This is a genomic window from Rhodococcus sp. 14-2470-1a (assembly GCF_002259425.1).
In the GTDB taxonomy this organism is placed as follows: domain Bacteria; phylum Actinomycetota; class Actinomycetes; order Mycobacteriales; family Mycobacteriaceae; genus Rhodococcoides; species Rhodococcoides fascians_E.
In genome coordinates, this window is record NZ_NPFZ01000032.1 from 254,915 (window position 1) to 280,713 (window position 25,799).

Sequence of the window (25,799 nt, forward strand, 5' to 3'; positions counted from 1 at the left end):
TTCCTTCGAATGTGAGGCCCGCCGATTTTTGTCTCGACCTTCTGGTGTAGTCCTGATCTGCGCGTCGAACGCGACGACGCCAGCCGAATCAGGAGAGTCGATGAGCGAGACGCAAAGCCCCATCACCCCGAACGTCGATCCCGCGGAGATGACGGAACTCTGCGCGCAGGGTTTCGACGGCGCAGTCGGACTCGTGTACACCGAAGTGTCCGCAGACCGCGTACGCGCAACGTGGGACGTGACGCCGAGGCTGCACCAGCCGGCCGGGATCATGCACGGCGGCGTCCTGTGCTCCGTCGTGGAGTCGATGGCCAGTATCGGGGCGAGCGTCTGGCTCGGTTCGCGCGGACACGTCGTCGGCGTGAACAACAACACCGACTTCCTGCGGGCATCGAGAGAGGGAACCCTCGTCGCCGAAGCGCGTCCGATCCATCGCGGTCGCACCCAGCAGTTGTGGCAGGTGGACATCACCAACGAGGCCGGAAAAGCCGTCGCGCAGGGCAAGGTTCGGTTGGCCAACATCACCGACACCGCAGCGCTCGGCCACGGAACCACCGAGTGAAGACCGGACGAGCCGCACCATCGGTAGGCGTTCTGGGGCACTGACACGGTGAGCAACGCACCCATCTCCGGATCACCCGACGACCAGAACGAGTCCGCGCGGCAGCGAGCACGCTTGTCCGACGCTGCGCTCGACCGCATCGAGTCGATTCTCGGTCCCGTCGACGACGCTCTCGCCGCAGATTTCCCCGGTGACCGGATCGGTGGGCAGCCCATCCACACGATCTACGTAGCCGCATCTGCGGCCGGGGTGGACATTCCGGCAAGGTGGGGACAGCAGGCGCTTAGCCTGATCGACGAGAACCAGGAGGTGTTCGATTCGATCGACTCGGTCGGTGTGCTGCCGCGCGTTCGAGAAGCGTTGGCGACGCGCCCGATTCAAGATCTGCGCATCGACTTCGAGGACGGCTACGGCTGGCGTGCGGACGAGACCGAGGACGCACACGCCCGCGAGGCGGGACGAATTCTCGCATCCCTGGCTGCCGACCCCTTGGGCCCGCAGTGGTGCGGAATCCGCCCCAAGGGACTGGCACCGCACGAACGCCGCCGGGGTATCAGGACTCTGGAGCTGGTTCTCGACGGAGCCGGGGGAGTGCCGTCGGGATTCGTGTTCACGGTGCCCAAACTACGAGCTGCCGAGCAGGTCGACGCAGTGGTCGCTCTGTGCGAGGAGATCGAGCGAGCGCATGGACTTCCGGACCGAGCGCTTCGATTCGAGCTTCAGATCGAGAGTCCTCAGGCCGTCGTCGGCAGCGACGGGACCGCAACACTCGCGCGTGCCCTGGGACGCGCGGACGGTCGGTGCACCTCACTGCACTACGGAACGTACGACTACAGCGCGGCATGCGGAATCACGTCCGCTCAGCAATCCCTCGAACATCCGGTGGCGGATCACGCGAAGGCGGTGATGCTGGCAGCCACGGCACAAACGGGGATCTGGGTGAGCGACGGCTCGACGCAGGTGGTTCCGAGTGGGACACCGGCCGAGGTCGACAGCGCCATCCGGCGCCACGCCGGCCTGGTCACCCGATCCCTCGAGCGCGGCTTCTATCAAGGGTGGGACATGCACCCGACCCACCTCGCGACGCGATGGACTGCGACGTTGTCGTTCTTCCGGTCGGCGATGCCGACGGCCGCGTCGCGGGTTGCGGCGTACCTCGACACAACGTCGGGCGGCATGATGGACGAGCCTGCCACCGCTCAGGCACTGGCCGCGGTCCTCGTTCGCGGTCTGGATTGCGGGGCGGTCGACGCCGCCGAGCTCGAGTCGCTGTCACCTCTCGTCACTCGGGACGTTCTGCACGGACTGCTGGCTCGTACCGTCGGCGGGCCTTCGGCCCAGTCGTAGCGGTCGGCCGGCCGTACCCTGCCGCAAACGAGCACACGTGCCAGAATGTCCGGTACTGCCTGCGTCGGGCAGGACGGGTTACGGATGGAGATCGAATGCGGCTGACTCCGCACGAGCAGGACCGGCTGCTCCTCAGTTACGCAGCCGAATTGGCACGTAGGCGTCGTAGTCGAGGTCGGCTGCTCAATCACCCGGAAGCAGTCGCGCTCATCACCGATCACCTTCTCGAGGGCGCACGCGACGGAAAATCTGTTGCCGAGCTCATGGCATCGGGGCGCGAGGTCCTGTCGGCCGACGACGTCATCAGCGGAGTTCCCGAACTACTTCCCGAGGTTCAGGTCGAAGCGACGTTCCCCGACGGCACCAAATTGATCACCGTCCATGAACCCATTTCTCCGAAACGGGGTGACGGGCATCTGATTCCAGGTGAAGTCCTCACCGAGGACGGCGTCATCGAACTGAACGAGGGTGCGGACCTCGTGACGCTCGAGGTGGTCAACACCGGTGATCGTCCGGTGCAGGTGGGAAGCCACGTCCATTTTCCCCAGGCGAACGAGGCGCTGTCGTACGATCGCGCGCAGGCGCACGGACGACGGCTGGACATTCCCGCCGGCATTGCGGTGCGGTTCGAGCCCGGCATCACCATGACAGTCTCACTCGTTCCTCTCGGCGGAAGCCGAGAAGTGTACGGACTGAGTTCGAATCCTCCCGGAAAGCTCGATGCCTGATGGCCCAGCTCAGTCGTTCTCGATACGCGCAGTTGTTCGGCCCCACCACAGGTGATCGAATCCGGTTGGCGGACACTGACCTTCTGATCGAAGTGACCGAGGACCGAAGTGGTGGTCCAGGACTGGCCGGGGAAGAAGCAGTCTTCGGCGGCGGGAAGGTGATCCGCGAGTCGATGGGGCAGTCGCGCGCAACGCGGGCCGACGGAGCCCCCGATACCGTCATCACGGGAGTCGTCGTCGTCGACTACTGGGGAATAATCAAGGCGGACATCGGTATTCGCGATGGGCGGATCGTCGCGCTCGGCAAGGCCGGCAACCCCGACACGATGACCGGTGTCCATCCGGACCTCGTCATCGGTCCGTCGACCGAGATCATCGCAGGCAACGGCAAGATCGTCACGGCCGGTGGAATCGACTGCCACGTGCATTTCATCTGCCCGCAGATCATGGACGAAGCGTTGGCGGGCGGAATCACCACCGTGATCGGCGGAGGAACCGGACCTGCCGAGGGCAGCAAAGCTACAACCGTCACCCCGGGTGCCTGGCACTTGTCGAGAATGTTGGAAGCACTCGACGGCTGGCCGATGAACATCGTCCTGCTCGGCAAGGGCAACACCGTCAGCACCGAAGCGATGTGGGAGCAGCTGCGCGCCGGCGCATCGGGTTTCAAACTTCACGAGGACTGGGGCTCCACTCCCGCTGCCATCGACGCGTGCCTTCGTGTGTGCGAGGACGCAGGCGTGCAGGCCGCTCTGCACTCGGACACACTCAACGAAGCCGGGTTCGTCGAGACCACCCTGGATGCGATCGCGGGTCGCGGCATTCACGCGTACCACACCGAAGGTGCGGGAGGTGGGCACGCACCCGACATCATCACCGTCGCGTCGTACGGGCACGTGCTGCCGAGTTCGACCAATCCCACTCGGCCGCACACGGTCAACACGCTCGACGAACATCTCGACATGCTGATGGTGTGTCACCACCTCAGTCCGTCCATCCCGGAGGATCTCGCCTTCGCCGAGAGCCGAATTCGGCCGTCCACCATCGCCGCCGAGGACTTGCTGCACGACATCGGAGCAATCTCCATGATCGGCAGCGACGCACAGGCCATGGGCAGGATCGGGGAGGTCGTGTTGCGCACCTGGCAGACGGCCCACGTGATGAAGAAACGACGGGGGTTCCTCCCCGGGGACACCCGCGCGGACAACAATCGTGTGCAGCGCTACATCGCGAAATACACGATCTGCCCTGCCGTCGCGCACGGTCTCGACGCCGAGGTCGGTTCCATCGAACCAGGCAAGCTGGCCGACCTCGTGCTGTGGGATCCGGCGTTCTTCGGTGTCCGGCCGCACGCGGTGATCAAGGGCGGGATGATCGCATGGGCGCAGATGGGGGACGCGAATGCGTCGATCCCTACCCCTCAGCCGGAGCTGCCCAGACCGATGTTCGGCGCATCACCCAAGGCCGCAGCAGCCACATCGGTGCACTTCGTCGCCCCTCAGGCGATCGAGGACGGTTTGGCGAATCGACTCGACTGCGACAGACGGCTGGTTGCGGTCGGGAACGTTCGGGCGGTGGGCAAGGCCGACATGCCGCTCAACGACGCGCAGCCCCGCATCGAGGTCGATCCCGATTCGTTCACCGTGAAGATCGACGGCGACGTCTGGACCGAGCAGCCTGCTACCGAACTTCCGATGGCGCAGAGGTACTTTCTCTTTTGAGCGCGGTCGTGCACGAAATCTCCATGATCATGTCGCTGGCGGATTCACGGTTGCCTACCGGTGGTCACGTCCACTCGGGCGGCATCGAAGAAGCCATCGAACAAGGGCTCGTGCGGGACATCGACACCGTGGAAGCATTTCTGATCCGTCGACTCAGGACCAGCGGTGCGGTGACGGCGTCCCTCGCGGCCGCGGTATGTGAGTCGGTTCTCGACGTGGACGTCGCCGAGGACGAATGCGACGCACGTATTCCGTCGCCGGCTGCGCGGGCCGCGTCGCGGGCACAGGGGAGAGGATTGCTCAGGCTCGCCCGTGCGAGTTGGCCGCATCAGCAGTGGGAGTCGGTACCGCGTCGACCCCACCTGGCCGTCGTCGCCGGTCTCGTCGGTCGCGCTGCGACACTGCCGGGCCAGGCCATCGCGTCGGTGCAGGTGTACACCACGATGACCGGGTCCGCGATCGCAGCACAGCGACTGCTCGCCCTCGATCCGTCGGACGTCGCGGCATGCACGTTGCGGCTCGCTCGCACCTGCGACGAGGTGGCGGACGAGGTGTGCGCCTTGCTGCCCACCTTGGTGGATCTGTCCGACCCGCTGCTCGACGTGCTGGCGGAGAACCACGCGGCGCGCGAGCGGCCGCTGTTCGTATCCTGAAGACTGACCCGTTCATTCGAACGACATCATCTGCATCACCGAGTCACGAAAGGCCGAAACACAATGCCTCCGCATCTCATCGACGGCGAGCCGCACGACCACAGCCTCGACCGACCGAAGCGCACTCGAGTCCCCGGCGAAGCACTCCGCATCGGTATCGGCGGTCCGGTGGGATCCGGTAAGACCGCTCTGGTCGCTGCGCTGTGCCGCGAACTGCGCGACGAACTGTCGCTCGGAGTGCTGACGAACGACATCTACACGACCGAGGATGCCGACTTCCTCCGTCGGCACGCCGTCCTACCCGACGAGAGAATCACTGCGGTTCAGACCGGCGGATGCCCGCACACCGCGATTCGCGACGACATCACGGCGAACCTCGATGCCATCGACGACCTCGTCGACGAGAACCCGCCACTCGATCTGATTCTGGTCGAGTCCGGCGGTGACAACCTGACGGCAACCTTCTCGTCCGGTCTCATCGACGTCCAGATCTTCGTCGTCGACGTTGCCGGCGGCGACAAGGTACCGCGTAAAGGTGGTCCCGGCGTTACCTTCTCGGATCTCCTGGTGATCAACAAGACCGACCTGGCGCCGTACGTGGGTGCCGATCTGGAGGTCATGCGAGGTGATGCGGAAAAGGTACGCGAGGGCCGACCGACCGCGATGATCTCCCTGACGGACGACCCGTCGGCATCGACAGTGCTCGAATGGGTCCGGGCGCGGCTGAAGGAGACGGCCGCGGCCGATGCGCACTGAGCTCGTCATCGTCGCCAGTGCCGAGCGCAGTCCGCGGATCATCTCGTCCGGCGGACTGTCCGGGCGCTTGACCGGTCCGGACACCGTACACATGATCGGCACGGCCGCAACACCTCTGGGCGGCGACGAGATGCGAATCCGCGTCGAGGTGGGAAAAGGTGCCAGCCTGGCAGTCCACAGTGTCGCGGCGACCCTGGCATTGCCGAGCGCCGCGACTACCGAGTCGCATTCGTGGTGGTCGTTCCACGTCGAGGACGGTGGCAGGCTGTTGTTCGACCCGGAACCCATGATCGTCGCGGCCGACGCGCGGCACCACTCGCGCACCGACGTTCGCTTCTCGGACTCGGGGGCGATCCACATCCGTGAGCGCATACAGATCGGCCGGGCCGGGGAGCGTGCAGGTTCCTGGTACGGCACAGTCTTCTCGGATGTCGACTGCGGCGAGGGCCGAGTCCGCCCGCACTTGCGGCACCGTGTGGAACTCGGCGTCGGCACATCGGGACACGACGTCATCTCCGCACCGATGGCGATGTCGAGCACCATCCGTTTCCCAGACGATCGCACTGCGGAAGCCGGACGATCGTGGGTTCGGATGCCACTGGCGGCCGGCGGCAGCCTCTCCACCGCAACCGGCAGCAGAATAGACACGCTAGCGTTGCCCACATGACGGACGGAGATGTGCGCAACGCGCAGTCGCCCGGCACTGCCCCGTTCGAACCCGAGCACGTGGAGCAAGCGCGCGCCGCGGTGGACGCGGTACACAATCTGGACGATTGGGTGCAGCGGTTCGATCTATTGGGTGATCCGACGCGGTTGCGCATTCTGCTCTGTATGCACCGCGCGCCGGGAATTTGCGTCACCGACTTGGCGCTTGCCCTGTCGATGACGTCGACCTCGGTCTCGCACGCGCTGCGCCTGCTCAGGAACGAGGGGTGGGTTGCAGTGCAGCGGGACGGCAAGAGGATGACGTACCGGCTCGACGACGACACCGTTCATCGCATGCTTCACGAACTCGGCGCCACCCATGCACATCATGTGCACGAGTGACGCCGAGGAGGAGTGACTGCAGACGGGGTCAGCCGGCTGCTTTCTGTTCTTGTTCCGCCCTGGCCTTGCGACCCGACTCGCTGTCGCCCGGACTTTCCGACGCTTCGATCGAATTGAGTTGTTCGATGGCCAACCTCGCGAAGACCTGCTGTTCGGTCGACGCCATCTGTGCGCGTCCGCGTCCGAGGAAGGTCACGAACCAGGAGATGACGGTGGTGATGCGACTGCGGTACCCGACGAGGTAGTACAGGTGCAGCGCGAGCCACATGACCCACGCGATGAAACCGCCGAACTCGAGCTTGCCGACCTTGGCGACCGCGTTGAAGCGCGAGACGGTGGCCATCGAACCCTTGTCGAAGTACTTGAAGGGCTGACGCTGACTCGGATCCTCGCCTTTGAGCGACGCCTTGATCTGCTTGGCCGCGTAGTTCGCACCCTGGATCGCGCCCTGCGCCATTCCGGGTACATCCTTGACCGACATCAAGTCACCGACGACGAACACGTTCGGGTGGCCCTTGACCGTGAGGTCCGGCTCCACGATGACGCGGCCTGCACGGTCGGTCTCGGACTCCGACTGGTCGGCGAGCTGCTTGCCGAGCGCGCTTCCCTGGACGCCGGCGGACCACACCTTGCACTGTGCTTCGATGCGGCGCGTCGTGCCGTCCTTCTCCTTGACGGTGAGTCCGTCGTTGTCGACGTCGGTGACCATCGCGTTGAGCTGAATCTCCACGCCGAGCTTCTCGAGCCGGTCCGCGGCCTTCTTGCCCAGTTTCTCGCCCATCGGTGGGAGCACAGCGGGGGCCGCGTCGAGAAGGATCACGCGAGCGTCGCGGGGGTCGATGTTGCGGAACGCCCCGTCCAGCGTGCGATCTGCGAGCTCGGCGATCTGGCCTGCCAGTTCGACTCCGGTCGGTCCGGCGCCGACGACGACGAACGTCATCAGTCGGTCGCGTTCTTCTTGGTCGTTGGACAGTTCGGCCTGCTCGAATGCGCCCAGGATGCGGCCGCGGAGCTCGAGAGCGTCGTCGATGGTCTTCATGCCCGGCGCGAACTCGGCGAAGTGATCGTTGCCGAAGTAGGACTGCTGCGCGCCCGCTGCGACGATCAGGCTGTCGAAGTGCGTCACCGTCACGCGCTCGAGGAGCTTGGACGTCACTGTCTTCGCCGACAGATCGATGTCGAGGACTTCACCCATGAGTACTTCGGCGTTCTTCTGCTTGCGCAGGATGACTCGGGTCGTGGGAGCGATCTCACCGACCGAGAGAATGCCCGTCGCGACCTGATAGAGCAGTGGCTGGAAGAGGTGGTGCGTGGTCTTGGCCACGAGGGTGATGTCGACGTCGGCCTTCTTGAGTGCCTTGACGCCGAAGAGACCGCCGAACCCGGAACCGATGACAACGACGTGATGGCGCTTCGATTCGACCGGTTGGATGCTCATTACCTGCTCCCTTGAAAATTAGATGTAGCTGCAACGGTAGTCGCCGCCGATCAGGGCGTCTCGGCAAGGTTCCCATGCGGCGGCTCGTCACGCCCGGCAGTTCGGCTCGTACACGCGGTGACCTGGGATGCGTCGACCCTCGATGGTTGCGGAAGCGGCAGGGTGTGTGGTGAGTGCGCTCTTGATCGCTTCAGAAGCGGATCCGATTCTGTGGCGGAACACAAGGAGTCGACGCGATTGGCCCAAAGCCTGGTTTTTCGGTTCCCTGGGGTTCATACTCTGACCATGTTCGAGATAAGTGTTACCGAGAGTAACCTCAACACGTCGGTCGTCACCGTCGCTCAGGGGAGCGGCGGTCAGGGCGGGGGAGCCGCACTCGACCAGGTCTTCGGTATGAGCGCCGCGGCGGGAGTGATTTCACTCGGCCTGCTCTACCTTGCCTTTCTGCACCGTACTCGCCGCATCACCTGGCTGGGCCGACTTGCGGACTACGCCGGCGCGAAGACCAACCTCCCCGGGTGGGCAGCTCTGCCGTTGGTGATGTTCATATCGACGATTCTGACCGCGTTCCTTGGCTTCATCTGGGACGTCAGCCTGCACATCGGACGCGGACGCGACGAGGGGCCGCTCGCCAACCCGGCGCACTACTTCATCCTGGTCGGGTTGTTCTTCCTGTTCATCGCTGGTGCGCTCGCGATGATCCTGCCTCTCGACGAGAAGCCCGGCCGCGCCGCGATCAAGTTGACCCGCACGTGGTACGTCCCGACCGGTGGAGTGCTCATCATGGGGGCCGGCCTGTACGCCCTCATCGGATTTCCTCTCGACGACATCTGGCACCGCATCTTCGGTCAGGACGTGACGCTCTGGGGACCGACTCACCTGATGTTGATCGGCGGCGCCGGACTGTCCCTCGTCGGTGTGATTCTGCTCGAGCACGAAGGTCGAATCTCCATGGGCTCGGACGCCGATGGTCCCGATCCGCGCTGGCATCGGAGTCCGGTCCTGACGTGGTTGTTGCGCAGCTCCGCGTTCGGCGGATTGCTGATCGGTTTGTCGGTGTTCCAGATCGAATACGACTTCGGCGTCGAGCAGTTCCAGCTGATCTTCCAGCCGATGCTCATCGCGGGTGCGGGTGCCTTCGCGTTGATTGCCGCACGCTTGATGGTCGGGCCCGGTGCCGCGGTGTTCGCTGTGGCGTTCGCCGCCGTCGTTCGAGAAATCACCGCTCTGCTCGTCGGACCGGTGTTCGGGGAGCCTCACAATGTGTTCGCTCTGTACCTGGGTGCAGCGATCGTCGTCGAGGTTATCGCGCTCACCCCACTGGTGAAACGCCGTCTGCTGTTCGGTGCAGTCGCCGGCCTGGGAGTCGGAACCGTCGGAATCTGGGGCGAATCGCTCTGGGTCGACGCCGTTCATCTGTTTCCGTGGACATCGAGCATGTGGCTCGACACCCTGCTGATGACCGTCCCGGTCGGTGTCACCACCGGCCTCGCCGCGGGTCTGTTCGCGCAAGCGCTGAGCGGCGACGGGCTGCCCGGACCGGCCGTTCGCCGAACTGTCGTGTTCGCGATGATTCTCGCCCTCGGTGGCACCGTGGCCAACGGCCTTGCCTTCGAGGTGCCTACGGACGCCACTGCGACAGTGCGGTTGACGGACGCGGAACCTGTGGACGGTTTCCGCATGGTGACCGCCGAGGTGGAGATCGATCCGATAGATCTCGTCAGCGACGACCCCGAATGGGTCTCGATTCTCGCGTGGCAGGGCGGGGGAGACACGCTACGCGGCTTGGTGGTCGACCGACTGGAGGCCACCGGACCCGGCACCTTCCGGTCCACGAAGCCGGTCCCGGTCGACGGCACATGGAAGACCGTCCTCCGCATTCACGACGGTCGCACCCTGACGGCGGCACCGGTGTTCATGGCGGCCGACGAGGGCATCGGAGCAGAGGAGGTGTCCGCCGACGCGTCGTTCACTCGTGACCTGGTCTCGGAGATCACGCTGTTGCAGCGAGAACGGAACTTCGACCATCCGACGTGGTTGTTCGCCGCGGCGTCGCTCGTCGTTCTAGTGTGCACACTGCTGTTGGTCTGGGCTCTTTCCTGGGGAACGGTGCGTATCAGCTCGGTCACTCCCCGGAACTCGCTGCGCACCTCGAGTGAGCACAGAACACCCAGTCGCACATGACAGTTCATCTTTCGAGCTCGCAAGACGTCGTCTACCTCGCGGATCACTCGGTCGTGCTGGCGCTGCCGGCTCTGATACCGGCGTTCATCATCGTCGCAGTCGTTCTGTACATCGTCGCGAAGGACCGACGTGCGGAGAGAAACGAGAACGCCGAGAACGAATCCGCCGACTTGCCCGACCGGAGCTCGGACGACCTGCCCAAAGGCCACGACGATGGGAAGAAGAAATGAAGTACGGCCGCTGCGCCGCTGTGACGGGCGCTGCGATGTTGTTCCTCACTGTCGGATGCTCGTCCGCTTCGGACACCGGCAGCAGCACCGCGGCGACGTCCTCGGCCGCAGAGGAGTCCTCGGTGGCCGATCCGCAACCTGCCGGCACGGTCATCGATGTCACCATCATGGGCGGTGACATCTCACCCACCAACGAGCGTCTGGACGCAGTCGTAGGTGAGCCCATCACGCTGCGGGTGAACAGCGACACGACGGACGAGCTGCACATACATTCGGTGCCGGACCACACGTTCGAGGTGGAGGCGAAAGCCGATCAGACCTTCGAGTTCACCGTGGACGTGCCCGGTTCGGTGGCGATCGAGCTTCATCACGCCGATCGCACCGTCGCGACGCTCGCTGTCAGGCCGTGATCCTCGCCCACGGGTTGGGCGGTTCCACCGATCTGCCCCTGCCGGTCACGTTCGTCCTGATCGGCGGAGCCTGGGCATTGTCGATTTCGTTCGCCGTTCTGATCTTCGCTTGGCGCACACCACGACTGGATCCGCGCAAGCGGTGGGCAACCGTTCCTCCTACGGCGCAGCGTTTCGTCGATGCACCCGCCACTCGATGGACGCTGCGTCTCGTGGCGCTCGCTTTCTCGGTGTACGTAGGGTGGGCTGCGTACGCAGGGCCGGAAGATGCGACGAACGCGCTCCCCGGGGTGTTCTACGTTCTCCTGTGGGTCGGCCTGCCGATCGCGTCGGCGTTCCTGGGCCCGGTGTGGCGCATTGTGTCGCCGGTCCGGACGATTCACGCGCTCGTGTGCAGAGCGCTACGCCGCCCCACCGCTACCGGACTGATCGAGTATCCCGCTCGGTTGGGTGCATGGCCTGCCGTCGTAGGGCTGTTCGCATTCGTCTGGCTCGAGCTCGCGTACTCCGATCCAGGTTCCGTGGACGCCATTCGGACGTGGTGTTCGGCGTACGCAATTCTGATGCTCGCCGGGGCTATGACGTTCGGAGACACGTGGTTCGACAACGGCGATCCGTTCGAGAAGTACAGCGACACGATTGCACGCCTGGCCCCGCTCGCCAGATCACCCGAAGGCCAGCTCGTGCTGCGAAATCCGCTCGACGGTCTACCGACGTTCCCGGTGCTTCCGGGTTCGGTGGGGGTCGTGGCCGTTCTCCTCGGATCGACTGCATTCGACAGTGCGTCGCAGCTACCGGCCTGGCGCAATGTCGTCGACGACGTATCGGGATCCAGCGGCGGGGCGGTCGCGTTCCGCACTGTCGGTCTGCTCGCCCTGGTGTCGATCGTTGGGGTCGCGTTCTGGCTCTGCTGCCAGGCCACCGGCGGAGTGTCCCGAACCGAACGTCGAGCGCTCCCGGGGGCGTTGGCGCATTCGCTCATCCCGATCGCATTCGGCTACGTGCTGGCTCACTACCTGACCTATTTCGTCGAGAAGGGCCAGAGCACCGTTCTGCTACTGACCGATCCGCTCGGTGACGGGTGGGATCTGCTCGGGCAGCAGGGGTGGGAAGTGTCCTACGTGTTGTCCGAGCACCCTGGCGTCGTGTCCTCGATCAAGGTTCTGTGTGTTCTGCTCGGCCACATCCTCGGAGTCGCCGCCGCCCACGACGCATCCCTGCGAATTCTGCCGCGCGCCCACCGATTGAGTGGTCAGTTGGCTCTGATGGTGCTGATGGTCTTTTTCACCTTCGGGGGCCTGTTTCTGCTGTTCGGGGGCTGATTTCCGACCCGTCTCTCCTTACTCGACCAACGAGTTAAATGAGCGAACTTTCTATTGTCAGGACAAATGCTTGACATTGGCGTGTGATCCGGATTACATATTGAGCGCAACATCGATTGGTTCACCCGTTCCATGGCGGAACGGCGTCGAGAAAGAGAATTGATGAAACTTCAGACGAGTCACGGCACAGGCCGACCAGGTTCACTCCGCGTGCTCCGTACCGGCGCCGTCCTCGGGTTGGCGCTGTGCGCCACCGTGGCTGCGGGATGCTCCAGCACCGGCGGTGCTCCGGAGAGCTCCGGCGGAGGCTCCAACGCAGGTACCGCCGACACACCCCGCGCGACCATCGCAATGATCACGCACGAAGTTCCCGGCGACACGTTCTGGGACCTGATCCGCAAGGGCGCAGAAGCCGCAGCTGCAAAGGACAACATCGAGCTTCGCTACTCCGCGGACCCGGAAGCTCCCAACCAGGCCAACCTCGTGCAGAGCGCCATCGACTCCGATGTCGACGGTATCGCCGTCACGTTGGCCAAGCCCGACGCCATGGCACCCGCCGTGGAAGCGGCCACCGCCGCTGGTATCCCCGTCGTCGCCTTCAACTCCGGCTACGACGCGTGGGAAGGTCAGGGAGTGCAGCAGTACTTCGGCCAGGACGAGACCCTCGCCGGACGCACGGCCGGTGAGCGACTCACCGCCGACGGCGCCAAGAAGGTCCTCTGCATCATTCAGGAGCAGGGACAGGTCGCCCTCGAATCACGTTGTGCAGGCGTCACGCAGGGCTTCTCCGGTGGCAGCACCGAGATCCTGAACGTCAACAGCAAGGACATGCCGTCCGTCGAGGCGACAATCACCGCCAAGCTGCAGCAGGACCCGACCATCGACCACATCGTCGCGCTCGGTGCCCCCATCGCACTGACCGCCGTTCAGTCGAAGTCCAACGCCGGCAGTGATGCCACCGTCGTCACGTTCGACACCAACGCTGCCCTCGTCGACGCCATCAAGGCCGGCGACGTCCAGTGGGCCATCGACCAGCAGCCTTATCTGCAGGGCTACCTCGCAGTCGACTCGTTGTGGCTGTACCTGAACAACGGCAACACCATCGGTGGCGGCACCCCGGTTCTCACCGGTCCCGCGTTCATCGACTCGTCCAACATCGACGCCATAGCCGAGTACGCCCAGAACGGAACTCGCTAGGCGCGCGCCCGACGCGGCCACCCCTCGGCCGCGTCGGGCGCCACCAGCACGGAAGGATTTGTCATGAGCACACAGGCCGATTTGGATCTGTCCAAGCACACCGTCGTCACCGATGAGCGGGTCAAGAAGCAGAAGCCGTTGCAGCGGTTGCTGGTTCGTCCGGAGATCGGCGCGCTGTTCGGCGCGATCGTGATCTTCGTCTTCTTCTGCATCGTCGCTCCACCCTTCCGATCCCCGGAAGCTCTCGCCACCGTCCTCTACGCCTCGTCGACCATCGGCATCATGGCGATCGGAGTGTCGCTGTTGATGATCGGCGGAGAGTTCGACCTCTCCACCGGTGTCGCGGTGACGTTCTCCTCCATCATGGCCTCGATGATCGCCTACAACCTGCACCTGAACGTCTGGCTGGGATCGCTGCTGGCGCTCGTACTCGCTCTCGGGGTCGGATTCCTCAACGGCTATCTGGTGATGAAGACGAAGATTCCCTCGTTCCTGATCACCCTGTCGAGCTTCCTGATGCTGACCGGTATCAACCTCGCGGTCACCAAGCTCGTCACCGGGCAGGTCGCCACCCCGTCGATCTCGGACATGGCCGGCTTCGACTCGGCGAAGAAGGTCTTCGCCTCGTCCTTCCAGATCGGAGATGTCTCGATCCGCATCACCGTCGTCTGGTGGCTGTTGTTCACCGCCATCTCCACCTACGTGCTCATGAAGACCCGCATCGGCAACTGGATCTTCGCCGTCGGCGGCAACCAGGACTCGGCTCGCGCCATCGGTGTTCCCGTGACGAAGGTCAAGATCGGGCTGTTCATGTTCGTCGGATTCTGCGCCTGGTTCGTCGGCATGCACCTGCTGTTCGCGTTCAACACCGTCCAGTCCGGTCAGGGCGTGGGCAACGAATTCCTCTACATCATCGCCGCCGTCATCGGTGGCTGCCTGTTGACCGGTGGTTTCGGTACGACCATCGGAGCGATGATCGGCGCATTCATCTTCGGCATGGCCAACCAGGGCATCGTCTACGCCGGATGGAACCCGGACTGGTTCAAGTTCTTCCTCGGCGCGATGCTGCTGTTCGCCGTCATCGCGAACAATTCCTTCCGCAACTACGCAGCAAAAAGGTGACCGGTCATGACCACACACGCACAAACCCCGATCGAGAACGTCCCCTCGGGCGGCAAGACACCGCTCATCGAGCTCAAAGGCGTCGGTAAGTCCTACGGCAACATCATCGCCCTCAAGGACATCAACCTGCGCGTCGGCGCCGGCGAGGTCACCGGTGTTCTCGGTGACAACGGCGCCGGCAAGTCCACCTTGATCAAGATCATGGCGGGCCTGCACCAGCAGACCGAAGGCGAACTGCTCGTCGACGGTGTCGACACCAAGTTCAGTTCCCCGAAGGACGCACTGGGCAAGGGCATCGCGACGGTCTACCAGGACCTCGCGGTGGTCTCCCTGATGCCGGTCTGGCGCAACTTCTTCCTCGGCCAGGAACTGCGCAAAGGCCCGTTCCGGACACTCGACGCCACCGCGATGCGCGCGACGACCATCGAAGAGCTGCACAAGATGGGTATCGATCTGCCCGACGTGGATGCACCCATCGGATCGCTGTCCGGCGGCCAGCGTCAGTGTGTGGCGATCGCCCGAGCTATCTTCTTCGGCGCACGCGTGCTCATCCTCGACGAGCCGACCGCCGCGTTGGGTGTCAAGCAGTCCGGCATGGTTCTGCGATACATCTCCGCCGCGAAGGAGCAGGGCTTCGGCGTCGTGTTCATCACCCACAACCCGCATCACGCGTACATGGTGGGTGACCACTTCGTGCTCCTCAACCGTGGTCGCCAGAAGCTCGACTGCACCTACGACGAGATCAGCCTCGACGATCTCACCAAGGAAATGGCGGGCGGCGACGAACTCGAAACCCTCACCCATGAGCTGAGGCGCTGAGTCACGTCGCAATTCGGCGACATGGCCGCGTTCGACCGGGTCGGCCCGCTTGTCTCCCACCGGAGACAAGCGGGCCGACCCATTTCTCGTCCGCAATACGTACACGCATCCGCCGTGTGCGCGTCGGTGTCGCGCGATAGGTTCTCTGGCACGAGGCCCGACGAACACCTGCGGTGAGGCGAGCATGAGCGACTATCCCGATGTGCCGGAGAGCATCCTGAAGGTCATCAGAGCGGTGTGTTCGAGGTTGCCCGAGACCGTCGAGGAGCGCGCGTGGACCGGGGTGCGCTGGCGGGTACGCACCAGGACGTTCGCGCACGTGTTGGTGGTCGAACCGGGCAGGCCGGCGTCCTACGCCGACGCTGCGGGACTCGTGGAACCCGCCACGGTGTTGACGTTCCGATCCGAGGCACCCGAACTGGACGTGCTGCTGCGGTCCGGGCCGCCGTTCTTCGCGACGCCGTGGGGGCAGGGCACGGTGGGAATGCTGGTCGACGACGCCGACGAGGACGAACTGTCCGAGCTGCTCACCGACAGCTACTGCCTGCTCGCTCCCCGGAAGTTGGCGGAGTCCGTGGATCGTCCGGGCGTCTGAGTCGTGCCGGTGACACACTCGAAGACATGACAGCGTTCCCTGTACTCGACCTGACCCCGGACGAACTGCTGACCACGACCCGCACCGTGCGCAAAAGACTGGACCTCACCCGTGACGTCGACCCGGATCTGATTCGCGAATGTCTGGAGATCGCGTTGCAGGCACCGTCGGGTTCCAATCGGCAGGGCTGGCAGTGGATGGTCGTCACCGACCCCTCGCTGCGTGCGCAACTGGGGGAGATCTACCGCCAGGAGACCGAGAAATACCTGGCGTCGCGGGCGTCGGCGGCGAAACTGTTCGCCGACGACCCCCAGCGAGCACCGGTGCAGAAGCGAGTCGGTGACAGCGTGGCCTGGCTGGGTGACCACATGGGGGAGGTGCCGGTTCTGCTCATCCCGTGTATCCGCGGGGCCGCCCGGCTCCCGGCCGGCAATCAAGCCGGCCTGTGGGGATCACTGCTGCCCGCCGCGTGGAGCTACGCGCTGGCCGCCCGAGCGCGAGGACTCGGCACGGCGTGGACGACGCTGCACCTGTCCCGGGAAGACGAGGTCGCAGAATTGCTGGGTATCCCGCAGGGCTTCCATCAGGCCGCGCTGATCCCCACTGCGTACTTCACCGGTGAGACGTTCAAGCCCGCTCCGCGTGAACCGATCGATTCGGTTCTGCACATGGACAGGTGGTAGGCGCGGTCGTCGGCGGGCCAGTGGTGCAGGGTACTTCAGCTGCGAGCCCTACGCGCGAGTTCGACAGTAGCTGCGCGGAGGTCGTCGATCTTGGTTATCGGTGACGCGTAGCCGACTCTGGTCGTGGCATGTCCACGAGGTGTGGTGACGCTGAGATCGAGGCCGTACCGATCGGCCGTCGTGCATGTGGCGACGGTTGCATCGGGATAACCGCCGAGGTTCTGCGCCATCGCCAGTAGCGAATCGGCATGATCCTCGTTGAGATGCGAGATCGCGTACGCCGCTCCGGGTGACACCGGATCGGCAGTGGCGGTCTCGTAGTCGGCGGCTGTGGCCGAGTCCATTCGCCCGTAACCTCCGACCCAGCGGGCTCGTTCGACTCGGAGCACCCACAGCGAGAAATCGCTGTAATCGATGTAGTACTTCGCCGCGGGCACAGCATCGAGGTGTGCGGCTCGAGCGGCGTCGAGTTCGGGTCCGGTGGGAGCGTCCACCCGGCCGGCAAGCGTCACCCGGGAGATCGCCAGAGGATCACTCGCGGTTTCCGGGGCGACGATCGAGACACTTGCGCGTCGATCACCGTGCAGGTTGCGTCCGTGTTCGGCCATCCGAGAGACACACAACACGGGCGAGCCACCCAGAAGTCCGTAGGTGACGTACGACGCCCACGGATCACCGTCGGCGGTCAGGGTGGCGAGCGTCGCGATGTTGGTCGACGCGGCGACGGTGCGAGCTTCCTCTGCAGGCGTCGGTCGGCGGACGTCCTCGACATCGACGAGCGGGGGAGGAGTCGACGGTGCATCACCTGGGTCGCCATGATCGAGTGCCATGCCGGGCAGTCTACGGAGTCGCCGTGTGGCACGGGCAACTGTGTGACGCCGTTTGGAGACCGACCCGTCTGGGCATGTCAAGGCCGTGATGAGGGTGTTGCGCACCAACCGGACGGTGCGAGCGGTAATGGCGGCGATGGGGTTGTTCGTGGTGGTCGCTGCAATCTGGGCCGGCGTGGGGTATGTCTACGCCGACGACAGGAAGGCGGCGTCGGCGACGACGGTCGGTTTGTGCGTGCTGGGTGTGGGGTGGCTTCTGGTGGCGCTGGCCGTGACGATCAAACTGGTTCGGCTCAAGCTGAGGCGCAAGGCCAGCACCGACGAGTAGTCGGGGGGCGCCCCGGATCGTTCGTCGATTCTGCACTGTCACGAAGTCACGAAGTCCCGAAGTCCCGAAGTCCCGCACTCCCGAAGTCACCGGCACTCGAACTCACGTACGTCGGCGGAGAGAATTGCGGCCTGCTGACCGGCATCGGGACCGGAGCCACGAAACGCGTGAAGATGCTCGACGTCGTCCCACCTCTCGTAGATGTCGATGCGCCCGCTGTCGAGCAGGTCGGCAGCGATGGAGAAGTCCAAGCACCCTTCCGATTCCCTGGCCAGCCGCACTACCTCCACACAATCGGACAGGTAGGAATCTCTGGAGTTCGGTTCCACGGTGAGGTGCCCTGCAACGATGATCATGTGGGTACCGACATCGCGGTAGCCGAGAACTCATCGCCGAGGAGCAGCCGTGCGAGCACGAAAGATCGTCACCAACCTCACCGTCCCCGACATCGACGCAGCGAAAGGTTTCTACGAGCAGTTCCTGGGCCTGGAGACCCAGGAATTCAGTCTTGGATGGGTGGCGCGGTTCACCGCACCCGACGGCGACACCAGCGTCCAGCTAGTCACCCGTGACCGAACCTCACCCGTCGACTCCGTGATGTCGGTGATGACCGACGATGTCGACGCCGCGTACGACGAAGCCGTCGGCGCCGGGTACGAGATCGTGCATCCGGTGACGAACGAGCCCTGGGGCGTGCGGAGGTTTCTCGTCCGCGCGCCGGACGGAAACGTCGTGAACATCGTCCGTCACCACAGCGACTAGGCCTTCACCCGGCGATGAGGGCTCCACGGCGGCTGAGCTTCACGGCGACTGGGCCTCACTGCTGTACGGACTCCAGTACCGCCAATGTGCGGGTCGCTCTGGTCATCGCGACGTACCGATCGACTGCGCCCTCGATGCCGCGGCCGAACGCGGCCGGTTCGACGAGAACCACCAGATCGAACTCGAGCCCTTTGGACAACGACGGGGTCAACGACCGGATGCGATCGGTCTCACGGAACGTCGCGGCTCCGATGACGCATCCGATGCCGTCCGGGTTGTCGGCGAGCCAACGCTCGGTGATCGACGCGAGTTCCGACGGGTCCCCGTACGTCACCGGGACACCGCCGGCCCGAATGGATGTGGGTACGTTCGCGTCGGGGAGCACTCGTCGAATCTCGGGTTCGGCGACGGCCATCACCTCCTCCGGGGTGCGGTAGTTGATGGTCAGTTCCTGGATGGTCACGCCTTTCGTGTCGGTGTCGGTGACGCGTCCGATGCCCACTCGTTCGAGTCGGTCCATCCACGTCTCGGTGAATCCGTGGCGCGCCTGCACCCGGTCGCCTACGATGGTGAAGCTTCCGGACGGGCAGCGCTGCACCAGCATCTGCCATTCCGCGTCGGTCAATTCCTGTGCCTCGTCGACGACGATGTGCGCGAACGGCCCGGCCATTCGGTCCGGTTCGGTGTGCGGAAGCACGGAATCGTCGACCAAGGCGTCGCGAATTCCGTCCTGCCGGAGTTGGGCGTACAGGCCGTCCTCGTCGTCGAGCTGCAGGAGTTCCTCGACGACCCGGTCCATCCGCCGTCTCTCGGCGGCTGCCGCGGCCGCGCGTCGGCGCAGGATTCGCCCTGATTCGGGGTCGCCGAGGCGGCGACGGGCCGCATCCAGGATCGGAAGATCCGCCGTGGTCCATCGAGAAGGGTCGCTTCGCTGCAGAAGCGCGACTTCGGCCGGGGTCAGCCACGGCGCGCACAGACGCAGGTATGCGGGTACGGACCACAGGTCGGCCACCAGGTCGGCCGCCTCGACCGACGTCCACGAATTGTCCAGAGCTGCACGCAGTTCGTCGTTGGCCTGAAGCGACGCACGGACCTCGGACTCCGGGGCCTCACCGACGTACTTGTCGACGAGGATGCTCACCAGGACGTCCCACACGAGCTCCCGAGCGTCGTTGTGCGGCGTCGTCGAATCGGCGGCGTCGAACGCTTCTTTCCAGTCGGCAGCCGAGAGGTGAAGATCCGCCCACTCCGTCTCCACCGTCATCGGCTTCGTGGGGGGCTGCTCGTAGAACCGAACAGCTCGTTCGACGGCCCCGACCATGTCCACCGATGATTTGAGCGCGGCGACGGCCTGGTCGTCCTCGATTTCGGCGGTCTCGCCTTCGGCCACGAGGTCGGGCAGCGTGCACGTGAGCACGCCCTCCTCACCGAGGCTGGGAAGAACATCGGAGACGTAGTTCAGGTACGGCTTGTGCGGTCCGACGAAGAGCACCCCGCCCCGATTGTGGCCCAGCCGCGGATCCGAGTACAGCAGGTAGGCGGTGCGATGCAGCGCCACAACGGTTTTGCCGGTACCAGGACCGCCGTCGACCACGAGCGCACCGTCGGATCCTGCTCTGATGATCGCGTCCTGGTCGGCCTGAATGGTGCCGAGAACGTCACGCATCCTCGGAGACCGTGTGGCTCCGAGGCTCGCGATGAACGCAGATTGGTCGTCGAGTGCTGCAGATTCGGCGCCTTCGCCCGCGCGGTCGGTGAACACCTCGTCCCAGTAGTCGGCGACGCGGCCGTTCGCCCATCGGTATCGGCGACGTCTAACCAAGCCCATAGGGTTTCGATGAGTGGCACCGAAGAACGGTTCGGCAGCGGGGGAGCGCCAGTCGAGCACCAGTTGCTCGCCTGCGTCGTCGAGCAAGCCGACGCGTCCGACGTAGATCGGATCGGAACCGTCGGCGGGCTGCATGTGTCCGAGGCACACGTCGAGGCCGAACCGTCGTAGAGAGCGAAGGCGTTGGGTCAAACGGTGGACTTCGAAGTCTCGTTCCATCGCTTCCTGACCCATTCGCCCGGTGGACCGCCGCGTGGCGTCGAGCCGAGCCGTGGCGTCGGCGATCGACGACGCCAGGCTGGATCGAATTGCGGCGAAGTGCTTTTCGTCCTCGTGAATCAATTCGGCTGCGGCCTTTCGAGCCCGGTTTCCGGTCAGGTCGAAGGCCGAGGTCGACGTGTGGTCGCTGGTCGAGGGTGGCATGCGCGCACGCCTTTCGTTCCGGTGAGTGTCAGGTTCGGTGCGCTATTCTGCGGCACTACCGGGGTCTTGCCACAAGCCCATGGGTGCGCTATAGATTGATAGTGGAAGAGACACGTCGTCTCGATTCCGCTTCAGCCTCCCCAATTGCCACCGGCGCTCCACTCGCCGTGCTGGGCGCTCTGTAATTCGGAACTGCAATCGGATTGCCCTGAAAATACACTGATTACAGTGGTCGACGCCGAGAAATTGTGCCTCGAACCCTGTCGAGGGTGGGGGAGGCGTCCCTCCGCCCGGACTCCGCGACGAGGGTCGGCTCAGGCCTTCTCGGCGGTGCGCAGCCGCAAGATCACAAGGATCACTACGGCAACCGACGCCGACACGACGACGACCTTCTGCAGAATCCCGGCGTACCCCTCCACGAGATGCCAGTTCTCGCCGAGTCTATAGCCGGCGGTGACGAAGACGGTGTTCCATATCAGACTGCCGACCGTGGTGAGCAGAACGAATTTCAGCGGCCCCATCCGCTCGATCCCGGCCGGCAGCGAGATGAAACTGCGAAACAGCGGGATCATTCGTCCGAGCAGGACTGCCTTGGAGCCGTGCTTCGCGAACCAAGCCTCCGATCGATCGAAGTCACGGGCTTGAATCAGCGGCATTCGCACCACCAGCGCGCGAGTACGTTCCCGCCCGACGATCGCGCCGACGGCGTAGACGACGATCGCGCCCAGAACCGACCCGAGCGTCGTCCAGAAGAGCGCGGCACCGAAGGAGAACACTCCGTTGCTGGCGGAGAAACCGGCGAGAGGCAGGACCAGTTCACTCGGGATCGGCGGGAACAGGTTGTCCGCTCCGACGACCAGGGCTGCGCCGGGGCCACCGAGGGCATCCATCACGTCCACCGCCCAACCGGCGAGCCCGCTTGGAGGTTCCGCCTCGCTGGCGGCTGCAATCAACATGTGGGACATGACATTTCTCCTCGTTCGTAGATGACGTGGCTCCTCCAGGAAGGACACCGAGAACGTTAGGAGCGCCGGGCCCGTAGGACATCGAGGACAGCCGTCGATCGTCGCGGTGGTACGCCCCCGTGCACATAGTGCGGTTTTCCGCAGTGTCGAGACCCGATGTGCTCGGTTACTCTGCATGCGTGCCGGGGAACCACGTCGAGTACCCACCCGAGCAGTCGGATCGTATCGCCGTCAGCTCGCTTATCGGGCGATGGCTGCTGGCTCTGGCGGGAGTACTGCTCGGTGGTCTCACGTCGGTTGCGGGCTTGCTCTTCATCGCGGTGGCGTCGGTTGCCCTCGTCTCAGGGCACGTGCTCGGAAAGCGTGGGGAGCCTGTTCGTGCCGCCGTTGCGGAGGGTGCGCTGACGTTGACTGCGCTCGAGGTTCGGAGGATCATCCGCTTCCACGGTCGGTTACGGACAGACGCACTCACTCCACGACGATGCAGGACATATCTTGGAATGCGCTGGGCTGTAGGGCTACTCGGACTGGGCGTGGTTCTTCTGCTAGTGCTGTGTCTCGCCGTGGCCGGGTCGATGCTGTCTGCATGGCTTCTGAACGGCAGTTGGGGCTTGATCGAGAGTTCGGACCGAGTCGCCGCGCTACTCGTGGCAAGTGCGGCGCTGCCTGGAATCTTGTTGATGTTCGTAGCCGCCGTCGGGGTGGTAGGGGTGGGGTCGCTGGATCGATGGTTCGGCGCTCGAGTTCTGGGACCGCAGACCGACAGGTTGCTGCGCCACCGCGTCGCAGAACTGACGAGCAGTCGGAACCATGTGGTCGATGCCATCGACGACGAACGGCGCCGAATCGAGAGGGACCTGCACGACGGTGTGCAACAGCAACTGGTCGCACTCGGGATGCTCATCGGCCAGGCACGACGCGCCGACGAACCCGGCGAGCTACTCGATCGCGCGCGAGCGACGGCGCAGGAAGCGATCGGGGAACTGCGCGAAGTCGCCAATCGGGTGTACCCGATTGCCCTCGATCACTCCGGTTTGCACCAGGCGCTGGAAACGATGGCCGAGCGAGCCACTGTTCCTGTCCGAATCACGTACGAACTGAAGGAGAGGGTGCGGCCCGCGGTGGAAACGGCACTGTACTTCGTGGTCGCGGAAGCGGTGACCAATGCAGCCAAGCACGCATCCGCTCAGGTGGTGAACGTGACTGTCACTCGCCAGAAAGTCGAACGCATACGTGTCGTCGTCACCGACGACGGTGCCGGAGGAGCGGATCCTTCGGGCACCGGTCTGTCCGGGTTGGCTCGGCGCGTCGCGGCGTTGGACGGCACCTTGACCGTGGACAGCCCCTGTGGCGGACCGACCGTCGTGACCGCGAGCATCCCATGCGGGTGATGGTCGCCGAAGATTCGGCCTTGCTGCGCGAGGGACTGGTGCGCATGCTCGCCGACGAAGGCCACGATGTGATCGCGTCCGTTGGCGATGCGGACGCACTCCTGGATGCCGTCGAGGAGAATCGCCCGGACATCGTCGTCACCGATGTGCGCATGCCCCCGGATCACACCGACGAGGGTCTGCGGGCTGCACTGACCATCCACACACGATGGCCCGATGTCGCGGTTCTCGTGCTGTCCCAGCATGTGGAGACTCGATACGCGGGGGAGTTGATCAGTGGTTCCGACGGGAAGGTCGGGTATTTGCTCAAGGACCGCGTGGTCGAGATAGACGAATTCCTGGACGCCCTGAACAGAGTTGCCGACGGCGGAACCGTGTTCGACCCCGAGGTCGTGCGACAACTGTTGTCGCGCACGAGCAAATCGAACCCCGTGGACCGTCTCACTCCGCGCGAACGCGACGTGCTCGAACTGATGGCTCGGGGCTTCACCAATGCGCGGATCTCTGCCGATCTGTTCATCTCCGTCAGTTCGGCCGAGAAGCACATCAACTCGATCTTCGAGAAACTCGGACTGTCGAACTCCGCCGGCCTCAGCCGTCGCGTCATGGCCGTCGTGACCTACCTTCGTAGCTGACGATCGGTATCGGGGCGTTCGATGGTTCACCGAGACATGCGCTTCCCAGTCTGCCGACCGAGTGGTATCCATGAAGTGTGCGCAAGCTGGTCATCACACAGAACATCACCATCGACGGCGTCATCGAAGCAACCGACGATTGGTTCACCCAAGCCGGGAGCGACCCGGAGCTCGACGCGGCATTGGCGGCTCAACGCGACGCCTCCGACGGCTTCCTGGTAGGCCGAGTGACCTTCGAAGGTATGCGTGACTACTGGGGACCGAAGACCGACGACACAACTGGCGTGACCGATCATCTGAACCAAGTCGCCAAGTACGTCGTGTCCACGACACTGCAGGAACCCGGGTGGGCGAACTCGACCGTATTATCGGGTCCGCTGGTCGACGAGGTGACACGGATCAAGAAGACGACCGGTTCCGACATCGTGTGCACCGGAAGCATCACGTTGTGTCGCAGTCTGATTGCGGCGAATCTCGTCGACGAGTACCGATTGTTCGTGTATCCGTATGTTCGCGGTCACGGCGAACGGTTGTTCGACGGTGCACCATCGCTCGGGGTACGCCTGCTGGAGTGCCGGGCGTTTCCATCCGGCGCATCGTTGATGCGTTATGCGTCCCCGTCGTGACGTAGAGGTACGGTGTACGGTCTGCCGAACTGCGTGGAGACACCTGGTGCGTACAACACCGAGTCCGGTGGACTGTCGGATACGTTCGGAAGTCCCGCTGCACCGAGGAGTTGGTCGTCGCAGTGGGTGACGGCGGCGTCGTACAGCTGCCAGCGGCGATGGACATTCGGCACGTACAGAAGCCGTCCTGCCAAGGAAGTGTGCAGACCCCAACGCGCGGTGAGGAATTGAGCAAGTGGGTCGTCGGACATGTCGCAGGAGCCACGATGCACCCCGAAACTCGTTGTGCTTCCGCGCTGCGGCGGCGCGAGACGATTGCTTCGGTAGGCAATCGACGTCTCGTCGTCCTCGATGGTGATCGACGCCCAGCGATACGGAACACCGACGAGGTTGGTCCCGGCAACCACCGCGAGACGGCTGGCTTCCAGCGATCGGAACACCACGCCGCGTCGGCCGTTCGCGTCCACCGAGTACAGCCGAACGTTGATCTCGGGAAACGTACCGAAATAGGGGACAGGACGACCGTATCCGAGCCCGGCTCCCACCATCCGAAACCCGATCAGTCCGACCCACGACGTGCCGTCGAACTCGTCAGGGACAGTGCCTGCAGGCAAGAGCGGTGCAACACGCCGACTCGGAACGCGCCAGTGCAGGAACACCAGGCGTTCCCAGCGCTGGTCCATGAGAATCGGGCGTGGTAACAGCGGGGGCCTCGGCCACAGTCGTCGTCCATCGTCGGGATTCATTTGATCAACAGTAGGCGTGCACATCCGCGCTCAACCGAGAACTTCCTCGGCGCCTCGGTTCGACGCTCCAGCCGATTCGGATTCGCTCGTTTGCGTCGTCCACGAACCTGTGGGTCGATCGGTGCACTGCCGGTCGCCTCCACCGTGGTGTAGTCGGCGGATGGGAATAGATGCGCGCACCGTCCTTGTGGATGTTTCCGAGCAGGTTGGCGTAGGGGGGAGTAGTTTCCGCATTCGTCGAGCTTGCGGCGCACTAGCTGAAGCGTTGAATCGCGTGCGGCGGAAATTTCACGACACGCCTGCACCGCCAACGAGGCGGAGGGGCGCCGCATCGTCCGTCACGGCAGGTCGCGTGTCCGTGGCCATGACAAAGTACCCACTGGTGGCCAGGTTGAGGTCCCCACTGGTGGCCAGATAAAAGTCCCCACCCCGTGTTCGTCGTGTCGATCAG

The 25,799-nt window shown here is 64.4% G+C and carries 28 protein-coding genes; 22 read left to right on the forward strand and 6 right to left on the reverse strand.

The window, feature by feature from the left end:
- The first annotated feature begins 100 nt into the window (after window positions 1-100).
- From CH292_RS22135 to CH292_RS22170, 8 genes are all read left to right on the forward strand, one after another.
- Window positions 101-562 (forward strand): PaaI family thioesterase, encoded by a 462-nt coding sequence (locus CH292_RS22135; RefSeq protein ID WP_019667618.1) that lies wholly within the window; start codon window positions 101-103, stop codon window positions 560-562.
- Window positions 563-610: 48 nt separating this feature from the next.
- Window positions 611-1,909 carry an aldolase/citrate lyase family protein gene (locus tag CH292_RS22140; RefSeq protein WP_033188822.1) on the forward strand — a complete coding sequence of 433 codons (1,299 nt, stop codon included), beginning with the start codon at window positions 611-613 and terminating at the stop codon, window positions 1,907-1,909.
- Between the two features lie 95 nt (window positions 1,910-2,004).
- Complete coding sequence (locus CH292_RS22145) at window positions 2,005-2,637, forward strand: urease subunit gamma (RefSeq protein WP_094655753.1); 633 nt, start codon at window positions 2,005-2,007, stop codon at window positions 2,635-2,637.
- Window positions 2,637-4,358: an urease subunit alpha gene (locus CH292_RS22150; RefSeq protein WP_020113199.1), complete on the forward strand. Its 1,722-nt coding sequence runs from the start codon at window positions 2,637-2,639 to the stop codon at window positions 4,356-4,358. Before CH292_RS22145 ends, CH292_RS22150 begins: the two co-directional genes overlap by 1 nt.
- Window positions 4,359-4,381: 23 nt before the next feature.
- A complete protein-coding gene (locus CH292_RS22155; protein ID WP_033188863.1) occupies window positions 4,382-5,011 on the forward strand; it encodes an urease accessory protein UreF in 630 nt (209 codons plus the stop codon).
- A 63-nt stretch (window positions 5,012-5,074) separates the two neighbouring features.
- The gene (gene ureG / locus CH292_RS22160) at window positions 5,075-5,767 is read left to right on the forward strand and encodes an urease accessory protein UreG (RefSeq protein ID WP_020113201.1); all 693 of its coding nucleotides are present in this window, start codon (window positions 5,075-5,077) and stop codon (window positions 5,765-5,767) included.
- Window positions 5,757-6,434: an urease accessory protein UreD gene (locus CH292_RS22165; protein ID WP_094655754.1), complete on the forward strand. Its 678-nt coding sequence runs from the start codon at window positions 5,757-5,759 to the stop codon at window positions 6,432-6,434. Before ureG ends, CH292_RS22165 begins: the two co-directional genes overlap by 11 nt.
- Window positions 6,431-6,814, forward strand: coding sequence for a helix-turn-helix transcriptional regulator (locus tag CH292_RS22170; RefSeq protein ID WP_033188824.1), 384 nt, complete (start codon window positions 6,431-6,433; stop codon window positions 6,812-6,814). The genes CH292_RS22165 and CH292_RS22170 overlap by 4 nt, the downstream gene beginning before the upstream one ends.
- A 28-nt stretch (window positions 6,815-6,842) precedes the next feature.
- Here the strand turns inward: CH292_RS22170 and CH292_RS22175 are convergent, their stop codons facing one another.
- On the reverse strand, window positions 6,843-8,252 hold the full coding sequence (locus CH292_RS22175) for an NAD(P)/FAD-dependent oxidoreductase (RefSeq protein ID WP_020113204.1): 1,410 nt from the start codon (window positions 8,250-8,252) through the stop codon (window positions 6,843-6,845).
- A 285-nt stretch (window positions 8,253-8,537) separates the two neighbouring features.
- Here CH292_RS22175 and CH292_RS22180 point away from each other — a divergent pair, with 285 nt between their 5' ends.
- The 9 genes from CH292_RS22180 (at window position 8,538) to CH292_RS22220 (ending at window position 16,814) form a co-directional block, all read left to right on the forward strand.
- The gene (locus CH292_RS22180; RefSeq protein ID WP_019667627.1) at window positions 8,538-10,436 is read left to right on the forward strand and encodes a hypothetical protein; all 1,899 of its coding nucleotides are present in this window, start codon (window positions 8,538-8,540) and stop codon (window positions 10,434-10,436) included.
- A complete protein-coding gene (locus CH292_RS22185; protein ID WP_019667628.1) occupies window positions 10,433-10,666 on the forward strand; it encodes a hypothetical protein in 234 nt (77 codons plus the stop codon). The genes CH292_RS22180 and CH292_RS22185 overlap by 4 nt, the downstream gene beginning before the upstream one ends.
- Window positions 10,663-11,076 carry a hypothetical protein gene (locus CH292_RS22190; protein WP_094655755.1) on the forward strand — a complete coding sequence of 138 codons (414 nt, stop codon included), beginning with the start codon at window positions 10,663-10,665 and terminating at the stop codon, window positions 11,074-11,076. Before CH292_RS22185 ends, CH292_RS22190 begins: the two co-directional genes overlap by 4 nt.
- Window positions 11,073-12,398: a hypothetical protein gene (locus CH292_RS22195; RefSeq protein ID WP_094655756.1), complete on the forward strand. Its 1,326-nt coding sequence runs from the start codon at window positions 11,073-11,075 to the stop codon at window positions 12,396-12,398. The genes CH292_RS22190 and CH292_RS22195 overlap by 4 nt, the downstream gene beginning before the upstream one ends.
- 210 nt (window positions 12,399-12,608) lie before the next feature.
- Entirely contained in the window at window positions 12,609-13,595 is a 987-nt protein-coding gene (locus tag CH292_RS22200; RefSeq protein WP_019667631.1) for a substrate-binding domain-containing protein, read from the forward strand.
- A 63-nt stretch (window positions 13,596-13,658) separates the two neighbouring features.
- On the forward strand, window positions 13,659-14,717 hold the full coding sequence (locus CH292_RS22205) for an ABC transporter permease (RefSeq protein WP_019667632.1): 1,059 nt from the start codon (window positions 13,659-13,661) through the stop codon (window positions 14,715-14,717).
- Between the two features lie 6 nt (window positions 14,718-14,723).
- The gene (locus tag CH292_RS22210; RefSeq protein WP_037181875.1) at window positions 14,724-15,536 is read left to right on the forward strand and encodes an ATP-binding cassette domain-containing protein; all 813 of its coding nucleotides are present in this window, start codon (window positions 14,724-14,726) and stop codon (window positions 15,534-15,536) included.
- A gap of 184 nt (window positions 15,537-15,720) precedes the next feature.
- The gene (locus tag CH292_RS22215; RefSeq protein WP_094655757.1) at window positions 15,721-16,131 is read left to right on the forward strand and encodes an MmcQ/YjbR family DNA-binding protein; all 411 of its coding nucleotides are present in this window, start codon (window positions 15,721-15,723) and stop codon (window positions 16,129-16,131) included.
- 26 nt (window positions 16,132-16,157) lie between these two features.
- Window positions 16,158-16,814 (forward strand): nitroreductase family protein, encoded by a 657-nt coding sequence (locus CH292_RS22220; RefSeq protein ID WP_019667635.1) that lies wholly within the window; start codon window positions 16,158-16,160, stop codon window positions 16,812-16,814.
- A gap of 35 nt (window positions 16,815-16,849) precedes the next feature.
- Here CH292_RS22220 and CH292_RS22225 read toward each other — a convergent pair whose 3' ends face one another.
- Complete coding sequence (locus CH292_RS22225; RefSeq protein ID WP_033188830.1) at window positions 16,850-17,644, reverse strand: HugZ family protein; 795 nt, start codon at window positions 17,642-17,644, stop codon at window positions 16,850-16,852.
- 88 nt (window positions 17,645-17,732) lie between these two features.
- Between CH292_RS22225 and CH292_RS22230 the strand changes: the two genes are divergently transcribed.
- Window positions 17,733-17,972: a hypothetical protein gene (locus tag CH292_RS22230; protein ID WP_230595687.1), complete on the forward strand. Its 240-nt coding sequence runs from the start codon at window positions 17,733-17,735 to the stop codon at window positions 17,970-17,972.
- Between the two features lie 86 nt (window positions 17,973-18,058).
- On the opposite strand, the gene CH292_RS22235 is transcribed toward CH292_RS22230, so the two are convergent.
- On the reverse strand, window positions 18,059-18,328 hold the full coding sequence (locus CH292_RS22235; protein WP_019667638.1) for a putative quinol monooxygenase: 270 nt from the start codon (window positions 18,326-18,328) through the stop codon (window positions 18,059-18,061).
- A gap of 49 nt (window positions 18,329-18,377) precedes the next feature.
- On the opposite strand from CH292_RS22235, the gene CH292_RS22240 reads away from it, so the two are divergent.
- Window positions 18,378-18,734 carry a VOC family protein gene (locus CH292_RS22240; protein ID WP_020113213.1) on the forward strand — a complete coding sequence of 119 codons (357 nt, stop codon included), beginning with the start codon at window positions 18,378-18,380 and terminating at the stop codon, window positions 18,732-18,734.
- A 55-nt stretch (window positions 18,735-18,789) separates the two neighbouring features.
- Here the strand turns inward: CH292_RS22240 and helR are convergent, their stop codons facing one another.
- Both helR and CH292_RS22250 read right to left on the reverse strand, forming a co-directional pair.
- Complete coding sequence (helR, locus tag CH292_RS22245; protein WP_094655758.1) at window positions 18,790-20,985, reverse strand: RNA polymerase recycling motor ATPase HelR; 2,196 nt, start codon at window positions 20,983-20,985, stop codon at window positions 18,790-18,792.
- Between the two features lie 314 nt (window positions 20,986-21,299).
- Window positions 21,300-21,950, reverse strand: a complete 651-nt coding sequence (locus CH292_RS22250; protein ID WP_019667641.1) for a DedA family protein — start codon at window positions 21,948-21,950, stop codon at window positions 21,300-21,302.
- 179 nt (window positions 21,951-22,129) lie between these two features.
- Between CH292_RS22250 and CH292_RS22255 the strand changes: the two genes are divergently transcribed.
- The 3 genes from CH292_RS22255 (at window position 22,130) to CH292_RS22265 (ending at window position 24,602) form a co-directional block, all read left to right on the forward strand.
- Window positions 22,130-23,341, forward strand: coding sequence for a sensor histidine kinase (locus CH292_RS22255; RefSeq protein WP_094655759.1), 1,212 nt, complete (start codon window positions 22,130-22,132; stop codon window positions 23,339-23,341).
- On the forward strand, window positions 23,332-23,976 hold the full coding sequence (locus tag CH292_RS22260; RefSeq protein WP_094655760.1) for a response regulator transcription factor: 645 nt from the start codon (window positions 23,332-23,334) through the stop codon (window positions 23,974-23,976). The genes CH292_RS22255 and CH292_RS22260 overlap by 10 nt, the downstream gene beginning before the upstream one ends.
- A 77-nt stretch (window positions 23,977-24,053) precedes the next feature.
- On the forward strand, window positions 24,054-24,602 hold the full coding sequence (locus CH292_RS22265; RefSeq protein WP_037164802.1) for a dihydrofolate reductase family protein: 549 nt from the start codon (window positions 24,054-24,056) through the stop codon (window positions 24,600-24,602).
- On the opposite strand, the gene CH292_RS22270 is transcribed toward CH292_RS22265, so the two are convergent.
- The gene (locus CH292_RS22270) at window positions 24,584-25,348 is read right to left on the reverse strand and encodes a YqjF family protein (RefSeq protein ID WP_230595688.1); all 765 of its coding nucleotides are present in this window, start codon (window positions 25,346-25,348) and stop codon (window positions 24,584-24,586) included. The genes CH292_RS22265 and CH292_RS22270 overlap by 19 nt on opposite strands.
- Window positions 25,349-25,799: the final 451 nt, after the last annotated feature.

Coding starts and splice junctions, on each gene's coding strand:
- CH292_RS22135 (WP_019667618.1), top strand. CDS start 101: ATGAGCGAGACGCAAAGCCCCATCACCCCGAACGTCGATCCCGCGGAG.
- CH292_RS22145 (WP_094655753.1), top strand. CDS start 2,005: ATGCGGCTGACTCCGCACGAGCAGGACCGGCTGCTCCTCAGTTACGCA.
- CH292_RS22150 (WP_020113199.1), top strand. CDS start 2,637: ATGGCCCAGCTCAGTCGTTCTCGATACGCGCAGTTGTTCGGCCCCACC.
- CH292_RS22155 (WP_033188863.1), top strand. CDS start 4,382: ATGATCATGTCGCTGGCGGATTCACGGTTGCCTACCGGTGGTCACGTC.
- ureG (WP_020113201.1), top strand. CDS start 5,075: ATGCCTCCGCATCTCATCGACGGCGAGCCGCACGACCACAGCCTCGAC.
- CH292_RS22165 (WP_094655754.1), top strand. CDS start 5,757: ATGCGCACTGAGCTCGTCATCGTCGCCAGTGCCGAGCGCAGTCCGCGG.
- CH292_RS22170 (WP_033188824.1), top strand. CDS start 6,431: ATGACGGACGGAGATGTGCGCAACGCGCAGTCGCCCGGCACTGCCCCG.
- CH292_RS22175 (WP_020113204.1), bottom strand. CDS start 8,252: ATGAGCATCCAACCGGTCGAATCGAAGCGCCATCACGTCGTTGTCATC.
- CH292_RS22180 (WP_019667627.1), top strand. CDS start 8,538: ATGTTCGAGATAAGTGTTACCGAGAGTAACCTCAACACGTCGGTCGTC.
- CH292_RS22185 (WP_019667628.1), top strand. CDS start 10,433: ATGACAGTTCATCTTTCGAGCTCGCAAGACGTCGTCTACCTCGCGGAT.
- CH292_RS22190 (WP_094655755.1), top strand. CDS start 10,663: ATGAAGTACGGCCGCTGCGCCGCTGTGACGGGCGCTGCGATGTTGTTC.
- CH292_RS22205 (WP_019667632.1), top strand. CDS start 13,659: ATGAGCACACAGGCCGATTTGGATCTGTCCAAGCACACCGTCGTCACC.
- CH292_RS22210 (WP_037181875.1), top strand. CDS start 14,724: ATGACCACACACGCACAAACCCCGATCGAGAACGTCCCCTCGGGCGGC.
- CH292_RS22215 (WP_094655757.1), top strand. CDS start 15,721: ATGAGCGACTATCCCGATGTGCCGGAGAGCATCCTGAAGGTCATCAGA.
- CH292_RS22220 (WP_019667635.1), top strand. CDS start 16,158: ATGACAGCGTTCCCTGTACTCGACCTGACCCCGGACGAACTGCTGACC.
- CH292_RS22225 (WP_033188830.1), bottom strand. CDS start 17,644: ATGGCACTCGATCATGGCGACCCAGGTGATGCACCGTCGACTCCTCCC.
- CH292_RS22230 (WP_230595687.1), top strand. CDS start 17,733: ATGAGGGTGTTGCGCACCAACCGGACGGTGCGAGCGGTAATGGCGGCG.
- CH292_RS22235 (WP_019667638.1), bottom strand. CDS start 18,328: ATGATCATCGTTGCAGGGCACCTCACCGTGGAACCGAACTCCAGAGAT.
- helR (WP_094655758.1), bottom strand. CDS start 20,985: ATGCCACCCTCGACCAGCGACCACACGTCGACCTCGGCCTTCGACCTG.
- CH292_RS22250 (WP_019667641.1), bottom strand. CDS start 21,950: ATGTCCCACATGTTGATTGCAGCCGCCAGCGAGGCGGAACCTCCAAGC.
- CH292_RS22260 (WP_094655760.1), top strand. CDS start 23,332: ATGCGGGTGATGGTCGCCGAAGATTCGGCCTTGCTGCGCGAGGGACTG.
- CH292_RS22270 (WP_230595688.1), bottom strand. CDS start 25,348: ATGAATCCCGACGATGGACGACGACTGTGGCCGAGGCCCCCGCTGTTA.